Origin of the sequence: Streptomyces sp. V1I1 (genome assembly GCF_030817355.1) — a bacterium.
Taxonomy (GTDB): Bacteria; Actinomycetota; Actinomycetes; order Streptomycetales; family Streptomycetaceae; genus Streptomyces.
In genome coordinates, this window is the sequence record NZ_JAUSZH010000001.1 from 7,382,433 (window position 1) to 7,395,795 (window position 13,363).

The window sequence follows — 13,363 nt, forward strand, 5'->3', positions numbered from 1 at the left end:
CCCACCACCGCATCCTCGACGCATCGGAAGGCGGTCCGGATCATGGTTGAACGGTATGTGATGTCCATTGACCAGGGCACCACCTCCACCCGTTGCATCCTGTTCGACCACCGTGGGCGTTTGGTGTCGGTAGCCCAGCGCGAGCACGAGCAGTATTTCCCGAGACCCGGCTGGGTCGAACACGACGCCCTCGAGATCTGGCGCAATCTGCGGCGCGTCGTGCCCGAGGCCCTGTCCGGCGTCGGCGCCGCCGGCGGAGAGGTCTCCGCCCTGGGCATCGCGAACCAGCGCGAGACCACGGTGCTCTGGGACCGGCGGACAGGCACCCCGCTGGGGAGAGCGATCGTCTGGCAGGACACCCGCACCGCTCCGCTCGTCGAGGATCTGAGAAACCACCCCGGCGACGACTTCTTCCTGGACCGCTGCTGCCTGCCGCCCTCCACCTATTTCTCCGCGCCACGGATCCGCTGGCTGTTCGACCATGTCGCGGGGCTGGAACAGCGAGCTCAGGACGGCGAGGTGCTGTTCGGCACGATGGAGACCTGGCTGATCTGGAACCTCACCGGCGGGACGGCCGGCGGTCAGCACATCACCGACGTCACCAACGCCAGTCGCACGATGCTCATGAACATGCGCACGCTCACCTGGGACGAGGAACTGCTGGGGTTCTTCGGGGTTCCCCGCGCCATGCTGCCCGAGATCCGGTCCTCGGCGGAAATCTACGGTGAGGACCGCTCGGTCCTCCCGGGCATCCGCATCGCGAGCGCGCTCGGCGATCAGCAGGCTGCACTCTTCGGGCAGACCTGCTTCTCCCCGGGCGAGGCGAAGTGCACCTACGGGACCGGCAGCTTCCTGCTGCTCAACACCGGCAACAACGTCGTGCGGTCGCGGAACGGACTTCTCACCACCGTTGCGTACAAGATCGCCGATCAGCCCGCGGTCTACGCGCTGGAAGGCCCGATCGCCGTCACAGGCTCGCTGGTCCAGTGGTTCCGTGACCGTCTGGGACTGATCAGCAGCGCGCCGGAGATCGAGACCCTCGCGCGCACCGTCGAGGACAACGGCGGCTGCTACATCGTCCCGGCGTTCTCCGGTCTCTTCGCGCCCCACTGGCGCAGCGACGCACGCGGTGTCATCGTCGGCCTCACCTCGTACATCACCAAGGGGCACCTGGCCCGAGCTGCGCTGGAAGCCACCGGCTGGCAGACGCGTGAGGTCGTCGACGCCATGAACGCCGACTCCTCGCTGACCCTGAATGAGCTCAAGGTCGACGGCGGCATGACATCCGACAACCTGCTCATGCAGATCCTGGCCGACGTCCTCGACGTGCCCGTGGTGCGGCCCATGGTCGCCGAGACCGTCTCGCTGGGCGCCGCCTACGCCGCCGGGCTGGCCGTCGGCTACTGGTCGGACCTGGAAGTCCTGCGCAGCAACTGGCACCGGGCGGCCCAATGGCTGCCCGACATGGACTCCGCACGGCGCGAATCGGAATACGACAACTGGCAGCGTGCCGTCGAGCGATCGCTGGGGTGGATCAAACCGTCGAACCGCCCTTGACGGGCAAACCATTACGAATTGTGACCGAGGCGCAGTCGTGCAGCGCCCCCCTTGCGATGGCTCGCGCGGAGCACTGCCGGTGCCGACAGAGGGCGCACGGCTGCCCCGTATCCGGGCGTGCTTCCAGCGTGCTCAGCGGTCGGCACGACCGCACCCGCAGAGCGCCCGGCCGCCCTGCGCGGCGCGCATATGCGTAGGAACACTGGGATGCTGAGGGGGGAGAGCGTTGCCCATGACCTGACGAACAGTGGCGGTGAGCGTCATGGCTGGGGTGGAGGAGAACGGTCCGGAACCGGCCACACCGCGCGCCGATCCCCAGGGAGACCCGTTTCTGCGCACGCGGTTCGCCGTACCGACGCGCCCTGCGACGTTCCTGCGGCGGGAGCGGTTGGTCAAGCACCTCGACCAGGCTCTTCTGACTCCGTTGACGATGGTCAACGGAGCCGCGGGCGCGGGCAAGACCCTGCTGGTCGCCGACTGGGCCGCGGGGCTGGACCGGTCCGTCGCCTGGCTCACCGCCGACACGGCGGACCAGGGGTGTGGAGTGTTCTGGGCGTACCTGCTCCAGGCCCTGCGCGCCTCCGGTGTGCCGCTGCCCGCGGAGGTCGGCTTCCCCGCGGACGCGAGCCGCGTGGACCACACGCTGCTGGCGCGACTCGCCGCCGGTCTGAGCGCTCGGGACCGGCCCGTGATCGTAGTGCTCGATGAATACGACCGTGTGACCGAACCGGAGATCGCGGAGCAGCTGGAGTTCGTCCTGCACCACGCAGGACGGGGCATGCGCCTGATCCTCGTCACCCGCACCGAACCGCTGCTGCCGCTGCACCGTTACCGGGCGGCCGGCGACATGACGGAGATCAGGGACGCGGAGCTGGCCTTCGCTCCCGAGGAAGCGGCCGCGCTGCTGGAGCTGCACGGGCTGCGCCTTCCGGTGCACGCTGCGCGCGGGCTCGTGGAGCGCACCCGGGGATGGGCCGCCGGGCTACGCCTGTGCGCCCTGGCCGCGCAGGAGAGCCCGGATCCGGAGATGTATCTGAAGGAGTTCGAGGCCGACCGCACCACAGTCGCCGACTTCCTGCTGGCGGAGGTGCTCAAGCGGCAGAGCGCCGAGACGCAGGACCTCCTGCTGCGGGTCAGCGTCCTCGAGCGCTTCTGTCCCGAGCTGGCGAACGCGCTGACGGAGCGCACCGATGCCGAGTCCATCCTGGCCGGGCTGCACCGCGAGAACGCGTTCGTCGAGTACCTCGGGCACGCCTGGTACCGCCTCCACCCGCTGTTCAGGGAGATCCTCCATGCCCATCTGCGGGTGCGGTCTCCCGGCCTGGAGCCCGAACTGCACCGGCAGGCCGCGGAATGGCTGCGGCGCTCCGGATCCCTCGCGGAGTCGCTCGGCCACGGTGCGGCTGCGGGCGACTGGGAGTTCACCGCCGATGCCCTCGTCGACGGCCTCGCCATCGGTCAGCTCTTCACCGGCCTCCGTTCCGACGACCTGGCCGGGCTGTTCTCACGGATGGGGCCCGAGACCACGAGCCCGGCCACGGACCTCGTCCGCGCGGCCCGTGAGCTGTCCCGGTGCGACCTCGACCGTGGCCTGACCCACCTGCGGCAGGCCGAGCAGAGCCTGGCGGGGGAGCAGACGCCGGCGGGGGACGAATCACCCGGCCTGGCGGCGGCCCGGCTGAGCTGTGCCCTGCTGGAAGCCCTGGCGGCCCGGCTGACCGGTTCGCCGGGAAGGGCGGAGATGGCCGCGGAGGCGGCCGAGAAACTCCAGGAGGAGGTGCCCACCCACCTCCTGGACGAGCATCCCGAACTCAACGCCCTCCTGCTGACCCATCTTGGCTCGACGCGGCTGTGGGCCGGGCGCTTCGCGGACGCACGCGCCGCCCTGACCACGGTGGCCGGCTGCTCCGGGGGGGCTTCGACGGCGCTCCCGCGCGAGGAGTCCCTGGGCCACCTGGCCCTGATCGACTACCTGAACGGCTGGCTAGGCAGGGCGGAGCGCAAGGCCCTGGCGGCGATGACCGAGACCGAGCGGTTCAGCCTGCCCCAGGCGTCCGGCTCCGGCATCGGGCTGCTGGTCCTGGCCGCCGTGGCCGTCGAACGCAACGAACTGGGTCAGGCCCAGGCCCTCCTCGACGCCGCTGCGGACTCGCACCGCGCGATGCGGGACCCGGTGATGGAAGCGGGGCGGGCCATCGCCACCGCGCGCCTGCTACTGGCCCGCGGCAACACGCAAGCCGCGCTCGAAGAGGCGGAACCGGCCGTCGCCGCCGACGTGGTCTCCCCATGGGCGGAGGGGCACACGGCGCTGGTGGCATCCACCGCACACCTGGCCGAAGGCCGGCCGGAGACGGCCGCCGAGCTGCTGCGAGCGGTGCCCGACGACCAGGTGGCGTGTGCCGTAGGGGCCGCGCGGGCCCAACTCGCCGCGGGGAAGCCCTTCGCGGCGATCGACCTGCTCGACAGAGTGCACCCCGAGGGCCGCACCGGCCCCGCGGTGACCGTCCGGGCTTCGCTGGTGAGGGCGCAGGCCGCGGACGAGGCGGGGGACTGCGCCACCTCGCGCAGGCTCGTCGCCCAGGCTCTCCACGAGGCACGGCGCGAGCGGCTGCGGCGCCCCTTCCTCGAAGCCGGACCGTGGATCCGGCCTTTGCTGGGCATGGTGCCGCTGCGAGGGCTGGCCGCGGGCTGGCTCACACCCGGTCCGCCGCCGCACGGCGGGTCGCCTCGGCCCGAAGACCAGCCGCCGGCGCCGGTCGTGGAGGAACTGAGTGAACGCGAGCGCGATGTGCTGCAACGGCTGGCCCAGATGATGTCGACGGAAGAGATCGCCGCCGATCTGTATGTGTCGGTGAACACGGTCAAGACCCACCTCAAGAGCGTCTACCGGAAGCTGGCCGTGAACCGGCGCCACGACGCGGTGCGCCGCGCGCGCGAGCTGCGGCTGCTGTGACCACCTGGCCGTGAAGGGGCCGGCTCCATGGCGCACCGCCGCCGGCACCCCCGCGGGCAGGGGTCTTCGCGGCTCGTCCGGCTCGCCCGTGGTGGGTGAGGCACAGGGTGAGTTCTTCGGCTGCGATGGGGGTGGCGGCAGGGCATGTGCCGGGCCGCTCCGGCGGTCCTCGCCACCGGGGGAATCACGCTCGCCAGTCCTGGTCAAGCCGCATCTGCCGACTCGGAGGGCCGGCCGTCCGAAGCAACCCGACACCGGCGCTCGGGGCCGACGCGAACGGCTCGAGTCGCTGACTTCGAGGAGGCCGCGATGTCCAACGCCGAGCACGGCACGGCCCGAGCGCGCACCGTCGAGCGCCGGGCCCATGCCGACTACACCGGTGGCGTCTACGGATCCATGCTCGCCGCCTCGGTGGTCGTCGGCGCCGGCACCCTGGGCTCGTTCCCGCACCTGGAGCTGGTGCTGCTGCTGTTGCTCACCGGCGTGGTGTTCTGGATCGCGCATGTGCACGCCCAGCTGTTCGGGGCGCGCCTGGCACAGCAGAGCCTGGATCGCCGGATCGTGCTGCACGTGTGCCGCGACGAGTGGCCGATCGTCAAGGCCGCCGTCCCGCCGGCCGCCGCCGTGGCCGTCAGTCCCCTCCTGGGCCTCGACGTACAGGGTGCCCTCTGGCTGGCGCTCTCGGTTGCCGTGGCAGGCCAGGCGGGCTGGTCGGCGGCCGCGGCACGACGTGCCGGCGCCTCGTGGCGCCTGGTGGCCGCCACCGCCTCGGTGAATTTGCTGCTCGGTCTGCTGATTATCGCGTTCAAGGTCATCCTGAAGCATTGATGCAGGTGGAGCGCGTGCCGGGCGACGTATCACCTCTACGGGGTGAGGCCGGGCGGTGCGCCGAGGCGGACGATTGTAGGGAAAGGGCGCAGCCCGCCTGTCCCAGGCCATCAGGGGGAGAGAGCAGCTCATGCGCTACGAGATCCGCGTCGACGGACACATGTCGGAGACGCTGACCAGAGCCTTCCCGGAGCTGGACCACGTGGTGATGTCCGGCCAGACAGTCCTGTTCGGCTGCGTCGTCGACGAGGCGCACCTGTACGGGCTGTTGGCCCGCTGCCAGTCGCTGGGACTACGGGTCCTGGAGATGCGCCAGCTGCCGGAGTGACGCGGCCTTACGACGAGCGATGCCACGAGCGGCGCTTTCGCGCAACGGAGCGCCGTGGGGGTGGGGCGGGTGACCTCAGAGGCTCTCGGCGTGGATCCTGCCGGAGCGGGCGGCGGCGCCCAACGCCTCGAAGTCCCGCTCGTCCTTGGTCCCGCTCGTCCTGTTCGGCATAGGCCTGGGCGAACCGGCTGAGCGCGCGGTCGAAGCGGTCGCTCCCTCCCAGGCAGGCGGCGACGGCGAGGGGGTCGCCGTAGCGGGACCCGGTCGTCTCCGATACGTCGCCTGCCCGGACCGGGCGGGCCCCGTCCGGGCAGCCACTGGATCGTTCAGCTCGTGTCTCTTCGTCCGTTCCGCCGCACGCCGGCGCATTCCTTTCGGCACTCACCTCAAAGCCCCGGCGGTGCGTACGGATCACCCGCCGTGGGTGACCCGGTGGCCGACGGCGGGCGGGATGCTGGCCAGGTGAGATCCCTGCGCACCGCCCCGTCGGCGGTCCAGGAGTGCCCCGCTCGATCGCGCGAGGAGGAGCCATGACCGTGTCGCGTGGTCCGACACCGCGTACCGGACCGGAACACATGCCCGACGGGGTGGCGCCCGGACTAGCGGGCGACCCCGCGGAAGTGCTGGCGCAACTCGGACGCTCATGGACGTGGATCCTGGGTTCGGCTGTCGCCACGCTCGTGCCGGGCGTTTTGGTACTGGTCTGGCCGGACGGGACCCTGCACGTCGTGGCGGTCCTCATCGGCCTGTACCTGCTCGTGACCGGGGCGTTCCGGTTCGTTGCGGCCTTCGCAAGGGAAGAGCACGGCGAAAGGCTGCACGGGCTGCTCCTCGCAGTGCTGTACGTCCTGGCCGGGGTGCTGTGTCTGAGGAACCCGCTGCAGACCATCGCCGCGCTCTCGCTGATCGTCGGGATCGTCTGGCTGGTGTCCGGCATCCTCACCCTCTACACGGCCATCGCCACCAAGGACCTGCCCCACCGCGGGTTCGTCTTCGGCGCCGCGGTGATCGGCATCGTCGCGGGGATCGTGGTGCTGGCCCTGCCGGCCGAGTCGGCCCGCGCGCTGACCTGGCTGCTGGGTCTGTGGCTCGTCCTGCTCGGCCTGGTCGAGGTGGCGGTGGCCTTCGCATGGCGAGCCGCACTCCGCAGGTCAAGCACCGCGGGGCCACGCGGCTCCGCCGGGACCGTCTGAGTTCCGCGCCCCGTCCGCTCACCCGCCTCGGGTGAGGCCGCCCGGTCCTTCCCCGTGGGCAGGCAGACGGCAGAGAACGGCAGAGAACGGCTGATGGGCGAACGCTTCGCCGACTGTGGCCGACGGGTTCATGGCCCAGGTCCCGGCGCCTGCGTGGTCAAGCCCTGCCATGTGCCTTCTGCGAGTGGTGCGACAGCGAGTCGAGGGCCACGGCGGCGAGAAGCACGCCACCGGTGATCACGGATTGCATCGGCGTCGGGATGCCCAGGAGAACCATTCCCGACGCGATCGACTGGATGACGAGTATGCCGAGCAGGACAGACCAGGTTGTACCGCGGCCGCCGAACAGGCTGACGCCGCCGATGACGGCTGCGGCGACGGCGTTGATCAGCAGGATGCTGGAGCCCGAGGTCTGGCCCACCGCGGCGACGCGTGAGGCCAGGAAGAGCCCGCCGACAGCGGCCAGGGTCCCGGACACCATGAACGCCGAGATCCGCAACCACACCACATTGATGCCGGCGCGGCGGGCCGCCTCGGCACCCCCGCCGATGGAGAAGATCTTCCGCCCGTAGAACGTGCGGCGAAGGACGAAGTCGAGGCCGACGACGAAGGCCAGGAAGATCAGAAGAGCGAGCGGCAGGCCCTGGAAGCGGTTCAGGATATAAGCGGCGGCGAACGCGACCAGTGCCACCGCGCCCATGCGCACGGCGATGACACTGAGCGGCCGGGACCGCACGCCGGCGGCCCTGCGGCGGCGTGCGTCCCGGTAGGACGCGAGGAAGAACACGGCCACGCTGAACGCCGCCAGCCCGTACGCGACTGCCGCGTCGTGGAAGTAGTAACTGGTCAGCGCGTGGATCAGGCCCTGCTCGTGGAGGTTGATGGTGCCGCTCGCGCCCAGGACATAGAGCATCAGGCCGTTCCAGGCCAGCAGCCCCGCCAGGGTGACGACGAACGCCGGTACGCCGATCTTGGCCGAGAAGAACCCCTGAACGGCTCCGATCGCCGCCCCGACGAGCATGGCGGCGACGATCGCCAGCCACTCCGGCAGGCCGTTGCTCACGTTCAGCACCGCGAACACCGCCGCCGTGAGCCCGCTGATGGAGGCGACCGACAGGTCCACCTCGCCGAGCAGCAGCACGAAGGCGATGCCGAGGGCGATCATGCCCGTGCCGACGATGTCCACGCTGAGGTTGGACAGGTTGCGGGGCGACAGGAACTGCTGGTGAAGGCTCTGGAAAACGGTCCAGAGCACGACGACGCCGATGATGCCGGGCAGCGATCCGAGTTCGCCGCTGCGCAGCTTGCGGGTGAAGTCGCCGACGTAGCTCCTGAAACCGCCCTCGCCGCCCGCTGCCCGGCGCTGGTCGACGGCGGTGGGCACGGCGCCGGCCGAATCGCTGCCCGCCCTGGTGGGACCGAGATTCTCGGATGCCCGTGTCCTGTTCACATCGCTCCCTCCGACGCCCAGGTCTCGCGATGGGTTACGGCGTTGTCGGTGGCGCCTGTGATGGAGGAGACGATCTGCTCCTGGGACGTGGTCGGCACGCTGAAGAAACCATTGTTGCGACCGAGGTGCAGCACCGCGACCCGGTCCGCGACGGCCTTGACGTCACCCAGGTTGTGGCTGACGAGGAGAACGCCGACCCCGCGTTCCCTAAGCCGGTCGATCAGGTCGAGGAAATGGATGGTCTGCCTGACGCCCAGCCCAGCGGTAGGTTCATCGAGGATGAGCATCCTGGGTTCGCTGAGAAGAGCGCGCGCGATCGCGACCGCCTGGCGTTGGCCCGCGGAGAGGGAGGCGACGGGGACGCCGACGCTGGGGATATGTATGGAGAGGGTGTCCAGCAGGTCCAGTTCCCCGGCCCGGCGCTCCATGGACACTTCGTCGAGGATTCCGGTCCTGCCGATCTCGTGGCCGAGGAAGAGGTTGCCGACGACATCGAGGGTCTCGCACAACGCGAGGTCCTGGTAGACGCTGGCGATGCCCAGGCCCTGGGCATCGCGGGGGCGAGTGATCCGGACGGGACGGCCGTTCCACTTGATGACACCCTCGTCGGCAGGGGCGACGCCGGTGATCACCTTGACGAGGGTGGACTTGCCCGCGCCGTTGTCGCCCACCAGGGCGACGACTTCTCCGGCATGGATCTCCAGCTCGACGTCCGTGAGTGCCCAGACAGCGCCGAACCGTTTGCAGACTCCGCGCAGCGCCAGCAGGGGCGTGCTCGGCACGTGAACCACCTCCTTTGCCCGTCCCGTCTCTCCGGGCCGGTGATGCCGCACGACGTGCGGGAGGTGCGGCGTCGGGCTACCTATTCGGTGAGCCCGGCTTTCCGGCAGGCGGCTTCGACCGCCGGGGTGCAGATCTGGCTGACCGTGTAAAGGCCGCTTTTGACGACCGTGTCCTTGATCGTGCCGACGGTTACGGGGACGAGGGGCCCCAGGACGGCCGGAATCTCCTTGCTTGTGCCATTGCTGACACGGTCCGTTGCGATGGTGTCGAGCTTCTCGCCACGGCCCAGGGCGACGGCCATCTCGGCGGCGGCGTTGGCCTCTGCTTCGAAGGACTTGTAGATGGTGACGTACTGCTCGCCCTTGAGGATCCGCCGCACGGCCGAGAGGTCGGCATCCTGACCGGTGACGGGCGGCAGCGGCCTGATACCGGCGGCCTTGAGCGCGGTGATCACGCCACCCGCGAGCCCGTCGTTGGCCGACAGGACGCCGTCGATCCTGTCCGCGCCCAGCTCGGCGATGGCGGCCGACATGTTCCTGAACGCGTTCTCCGGAATCCACTCGGCGGTGTAGTACGACCTGCCGATCTTCGTCTTGCCCTTGAGTACGGAGAGCGCGCCCCTCATCAGGTCTCTCGTGTTCGGGTCGGTGGAGTCACCGTTCATCATCACGATCTGGCCGCCGCGCGCCTTGGGGCCCATCGCTTTGAGGAGCTCCTCGGCCTGGATCCTGCCGATCTCCTCCGAGTCGTAGCTGGAGTAGGCCGAGATGGGGCCCTCGGCGAGGCGGTCGTAGGAGACCACCGGGACGTCCGCGTCGCGGGCCCTGGTGACCGAGGAGCGGAGCGCCTTGTCGTCGACGGGATCCAGGATCAGGACCTTGGCACCGTCCGCGATCATGGATTCGATCTGCTGCTGCTGGGTGGCCACGTCCGCTGAGGCGTAGGCGTGGGTAACCCTGCAGTCGGGGCACAGTGCCTTGACCTTCTCCACGATCAGGGGCTTGTCGGCGGTCGCCCAGCGAGCGGTGTGAGTGTCCGGGAGCAGCAGTCCGATCGTGAAGCCGCCCCTGCCGGAGGTTCTCCCGCCCGCGTCCTCGCCTGCCTCGCCGACCACCCCGCAGGCGGCGAGAGCGGCGAGCGTCCACGCCGCTGTCACGGCGACGACAGCACGACCCGGACAGTTCTTCGTCCGAGGCATTTTCCTGCCACGTCTCCTGAGGCTGTGCACCGTCTGGGGCCGAACCGACATAACCCCCAATGTATGAGAAAACATAAAACAGTGACGGCCGGACATCGCGGCAGACCCGGCGCGGTGGCAGAGTGATCCCGCCCAGCCCGCGGGTCCGACGCCGACCTTGGCCTGCGGCGCTCCGGAAACCCGGGGTCGAGTCTGTTGACCTGGGCCGATGATCCTGAAGCAGTCTCTCGGGCGATGCGGGCGATGCGGGCGCTCCAGGTCCGGGGCTTGCCGCACCGGGTCGGGCAGATGGCTGGCCGCGTCCACGTCTGATCCGGGGGTTCGGCGTTCCCCCGGGCCGCGAGCACGCCCCTCGGGTTCGGTCGACACGATTGGGACTGGAACGGCTGACCCTTACGGGTGAGGAGGTAACGCGCGGCGTGCGTCCGGGCCGACACCACAGCCCTGGACGGATGAGTTGTCGTACCACTCGATGGTGGTCCACCCCAGATGCTTCCGTCGGTATTCGAACATCGACCAGAATGCCGCTTCCCTCATGTCGCACACCGAAAGCATGGGTAACAATGCCCAATGAGCAAGAAATACCCCTGTCCGACGCCGAACTCACCGCCGCAATCAGAGAGTTGCAGTCCGACGCCCCAGTGGACGAGTTATACCGCCGCCACCGGTCCGCCGTTTTCTGCTACGCACTCGCCTGCTGCCGCGACCGGCACACCGCCGAAGACCTCACCTCGGAAGCCTTCGTCCGCACACTCCAAGCCGTACGGTCCGGCAGCGGTCCGGAGGCCGCCTGGCGCCCGTACCTCCTCACCGTCGTCCGCCGCACCGCCGCCGACTGGGCGGGCACGGCTCGCCGCACCGAGCTGTCAGCCGACTTCGAGCAGTGGCTCGCCAACGTGTCCGACACCCCCGAGGCGGAGAGCGGCGAGGAGCGGATGCTCCGCCTGGAGGAGAACAGCCTTGTCCTACGGGCGTTCCGCTCGTTGCCCGAGCGCTGGCAGGCCGTCCTCTGGCACACCGCCGTCGAGGAGGAACCGGCCGCGAATGTCGGCCCCCTGCTCGGCCTGGGCGCGAGCGGTGTCAGCTCGCTGGCGTCCCGCGCCCGGGAAGGTCTGCGCGAGGCATACCTGGCGGTGTACGGAGAGAACGCCTCCGGCACCGACGAATGCCGCCGCTACAGCTCCCTGCTCGGCGCCGCCGTGCGTCGCACCGGCCGGCGTACGAACAAGGACCTTGACCGGCACCTTGCGGAGTGTGAGCGCTGCCGCGCGGCGCTCATCGAACTCACCGAACTCAACGAGCGGTTGGGCTCGGTGCTGCCGGCCGGAGTGCTGCTGTGGGGAGGCTCGGCGTATATGGCGGCACGGCTGGCGGAAGCGGGCGCGAGTGCCGGTGGTATGGCCATCGCACCCGGCGCACCGGACGGCTCCGTCCCCCTGGACGGCGGTACGGGGTGGTGGGCCAAGGCCAAGGACGCCCCGCTGTCCTCGGGCGCGGTCGCCGGTTCCGTAGTCGCCGCCATCGGGATCGCAGTCCTCGTCGCGCCGATGCCTTTCGGCGACGACGGGAACGGGTCGGAGAGCTCGCCGCACGCACGGGTGGCGCAGCCGCCCATTTCGGTTTCCGGGCATCCGCCGCCCGTCAGGCTCACAGCCACGCCCTCCCAGACCGCCGCGGCGCGCCGGGCCGGGCACTCCGCCACAGCGTCAGCTCCGGCATCCGGAGAGTCGGCGCAGCCATCGCCCACCTTGGCCGACCTCGGGGCCGTCAAGTGGTCAGGCAGCCTCCGCAACGCGGGAGTCAGCGTCATGTGCGTCGAGCCCGCCGGTACGAGTGTCGTCCAGAACGCGTGTGACGACGGTAAGGACCAGGTCTGGGAGACCTTTTCGTTCAAGGAGAACAAGGACTACACCTGGCTGCGCAATGCCGCCACAGGCGAGTGCATCGACTACCGCGGAGGCACCCAGGAGGTATACGACAACGCTGCCAACGTACGGATCAGGATGGGACCCTGCCGCGCGGCCGGCGACGGACAGCTGTTCCGCTTCGACCCGTGGTGGGGCGAGAGTGACGGCGGCAGTTACCTGGTGCGCGCCGAACTCGAGGACGGCAAGCCCTGGGACGAGATGCAACTCGGCATGCTGGACTGGTGGGAAGGGAACGACCCGCCGCCTGAGAAGGACGCCCCCGTCGTGCTCACGTACAACTACTACAACGCCCCACGGCTCCGCTTCCACATCGACGTCAAGTGACTGACTGGCCAGGGCCCGTGCGACGCCACCCGGCCGCATGGGCCCATTGGGCAAAGCGTTAGCAAAGCGGCGGGATGAACTCCGCCGGGAGCAGTCCTCCTTGTGACCGTCTGTACATACGACACACATCCCGGGGGACCCCGATGGTCCGAAGTGTCCTCGCGCACCACCTTCATCAGCGCTTCAGCGATGCGGAGACCGGACAGCTCGTACGACACGGCAGAACAGCGGCCTTTCAGACCCTCGTGGTGCGTCACCGGCCCGCCGTCGTCGCCTGTCTCCACACCTGCTTCAAGGACCGGGCAGCTGTCCTGAGGGGCACCGAACAGGTCTTCAGCGACCTCTACGACGCGACGGTGGGCGGACGCCCACTCGCAGGCTCGCTTCGGGTGCACCTATTGACCACCGCGCGCACGCCGGCGCTGCGCGAGTGGAACCGCGCGCCGAAGGCGTGGGGCGACACCCCGGACGCGGAGGGTGCGGCTCGTACCCTCACCGACGGCAGCTTGCCGGGTTCGGCACGTTGGCCGCACGCGCCCATGCGGCCAACCGCCGGTGTCCACACGGTGCATCTCACGGCGTGCTGCGCCGCGGGCAATTCCTGCGTCAGCATCACCGAATTCACCTTCAGCTGACTCTCCCCGGAATACTTTGCCGGCTCGCAGCAAGGCGTCGGCCGGCAGGCCGGTGACGCCATGCGGGCCTTCACCCGTGGCCGGCCGCCACCGGACTTGAGTGGAAGGTTTCTCGATGCATTTGGTCCTGGGTTCGCGGCCGCCACGGCAGCCCCTTTCGGATGCTGCTCTGATTCACGCAGTGCG

General features: G+C 69.8%; 10 protein-coding genes and 1 pseudogene. 7 read left to right on the forward strand and 4 right to left on the reverse strand.

Features of this window, described 5'->3' with window-relative positions:
• The first annotated feature begins 42 nt into the window (after positions 1-42).
• From glpK to QFZ67_RS34700, 4 genes are all read left to right on the forward strand, one after another.
• Positions 43-1,557: a glycerol kinase GlpK gene (gene glpK / locus QFZ67_RS34685; RefSeq protein ID WP_307664993.1), complete on the forward strand. Its 1,515-nt coding sequence runs from the start codon at positions 43-45 to the stop codon at positions 1,555-1,557.
• A gap of 262 nt (positions 1,558-1,819) precedes the next feature.
• On the forward strand, positions 1,820-4,510 hold the full coding sequence (locus QFZ67_RS34690) for a LuxR C-terminal-related transcriptional regulator (protein ID WP_307664994.1): 2,691 nt from the start codon (positions 1,820-1,822) through the stop codon (positions 4,508-4,510).
• 309 nt (positions 4,511-4,819) lie between these two features.
• Positions 4,820-5,338, forward strand: a complete 519-nt coding sequence (locus QFZ67_RS34695; RefSeq protein WP_307664995.1) for a hypothetical protein — start codon at positions 4,820-4,822, stop codon at positions 5,336-5,338.
• A gap of 130 nt (positions 5,339-5,468) precedes the next feature.
• Positions 5,469-5,666 carry a hypothetical protein gene (locus tag QFZ67_RS34700; RefSeq protein WP_307664996.1) on the forward strand — a complete coding sequence of 66 codons (198 nt, stop codon included), beginning with the start codon at positions 5,469-5,471 and terminating at the stop codon, positions 5,664-5,666.
• A 75-nt stretch (positions 5,667-5,741) separates the two neighbouring features.
• Here QFZ67_RS34700 and QFZ67_RS34705 read toward each other — a convergent pair.
• A pseudogene (locus QFZ67_RS34705) lies at positions 5,742-5,925 on the reverse strand (DUF2252 domain-containing protein); the annotation flags it as partial.
• Positions 5,926-6,196: 271 nt separating this feature from the next.
• On the opposite strand from QFZ67_RS34705, the gene QFZ67_RS34710 reads away from it, so the two are divergent.
• Positions 6,197-6,859 (forward strand): HdeD family acid-resistance protein, encoded by a 663-nt coding sequence (locus QFZ67_RS34710; protein ID WP_307664997.1) that lies wholly within the window; start codon positions 6,197-6,199, stop codon positions 6,857-6,859.
• Positions 6,860-7,016: 157 nt separating this feature from the next.
• Here the strand turns inward: QFZ67_RS34710 and QFZ67_RS34715 are convergent, their stop codons facing one another.
• From QFZ67_RS34715 to QFZ67_RS34725, 3 genes are all read right to left on the reverse strand, one after another.
• Entirely contained in the window at positions 7,017-8,309 is a 1,293-nt protein-coding gene (locus QFZ67_RS34715) for a sugar ABC transporter permease (protein ID WP_307664998.1), read from the reverse strand.
• A complete protein-coding gene (locus QFZ67_RS34720) occupies positions 8,306-9,100 on the reverse strand; it encodes an ATP-binding cassette domain-containing protein (protein WP_307664999.1) in 795 nt (264 codons plus the stop codon). Before QFZ67_RS34720 ends, QFZ67_RS34715 begins: the two co-directional genes overlap by 4 nt.
• A 71-nt stretch (positions 9,101-9,171) precedes the next feature.
• A complete protein-coding gene (locus tag QFZ67_RS34725) occupies positions 9,172-10,290 on the reverse strand; it encodes a sugar ABC transporter substrate-binding protein (RefSeq protein ID WP_307665000.1) in 1,119 nt (372 codons plus the stop codon).
• A gap of 563 nt (positions 10,291-10,853) precedes the next feature.
• Here QFZ67_RS34725 and QFZ67_RS34730 point away from each other — a divergent pair.
• Together QFZ67_RS34730 and QFZ67_RS34735 are read left to right on the forward strand one after the other, a co-directional pair.
• A complete protein-coding gene (locus tag QFZ67_RS34730; protein WP_307665001.1) occupies positions 10,854-12,542 on the forward strand; it encodes a sigma-70 family RNA polymerase sigma factor in 1,689 nt (562 codons plus the stop codon).
• A 143-nt stretch (positions 12,543-12,685) separates the two neighbouring features.
• Positions 12,686-13,177 carry a hypothetical protein gene (locus tag QFZ67_RS34735; RefSeq protein WP_307665002.1) on the forward strand — a complete coding sequence of 164 codons (492 nt, stop codon included), beginning with the start codon at positions 12,686-12,688 and terminating at the stop codon, positions 13,175-13,177.
• The last annotated feature ends 186 nt before the right edge of the window (positions 13,178-13,363 follow it).